Genomic DNA, 522 nt, shown 5'->3' on the forward strand with positions numbered 1-522 from the left:
TGGAGAAATGCAGTCTTTCACCCGCTGTTCACGCTACAGAGTTCAGCCGGAAGTAACCGCGCGAATGCTACAATCCTAAGGTTTGCGCATTTGACGGACGCCTGAATGAACCTGCAACAGTATTTCCCCGTCCTGCTGTTTATCGTAGTGGCCACCCTTATCGGGTTCGCGCTTCTGACGGCCGGCTCCCTCCTTGGCCCGCGGCGTCCCTACGCCGAGAAGCTATCCCCCTATGAGTGCGGCTTCGAAGCGTTCGAAGACGCGCGCATGAAGTTTGACGTGCGCTACTACCTGGTGGCGATCCTGTTCATTCTTTTCGACCTGGAAATCGCGTTCCTGTTCCCGTGGGCCATCGCCCAGGGCACGGTTGGAATCGTCGGCTTCTGGACGGTCATGGTTTTCCTCGCCGTGTTGACCGTCGGCTTCATCTACGAATGGAAAAAGGGCGCGCTGGACTGGGAATGACCCGCCGGGTTATTTCATCACCGCACGCTATCAGAGACGAATATGGCTATAGACGGC

The 522-nt window shown here is 56.9% G+C and carries 1 protein-coding gene; it reads left to right on the top strand.

The window, feature by feature from the left end; all coding sequences use genetic code 11:
* The first annotated feature begins 105 nt into the window (after positions 1–105).
* The gene (locus DNK89_RS23965) at positions 106–465 is read left to right on the top strand and encodes an NADH-quinone oxidoreductase subunit A (RefSeq protein WP_020924744.1); all 360 of its coding nucleotides are present in this window, start codon (positions 106–108) and stop codon (positions 463–465) included.
* The last annotated feature ends 57 nt before the right edge of the window (positions 466–522 follow it).

The sequence above is a fragment of the Acidovorax sp. ST3 genome (assembly GCF_003231145.1).
In the GTDB taxonomy this organism is placed as follows: Bacteria; Pseudomonadota; Gammaproteobacteria; order Burkholderiales; family Burkholderiaceae_C; genus Acidovorax.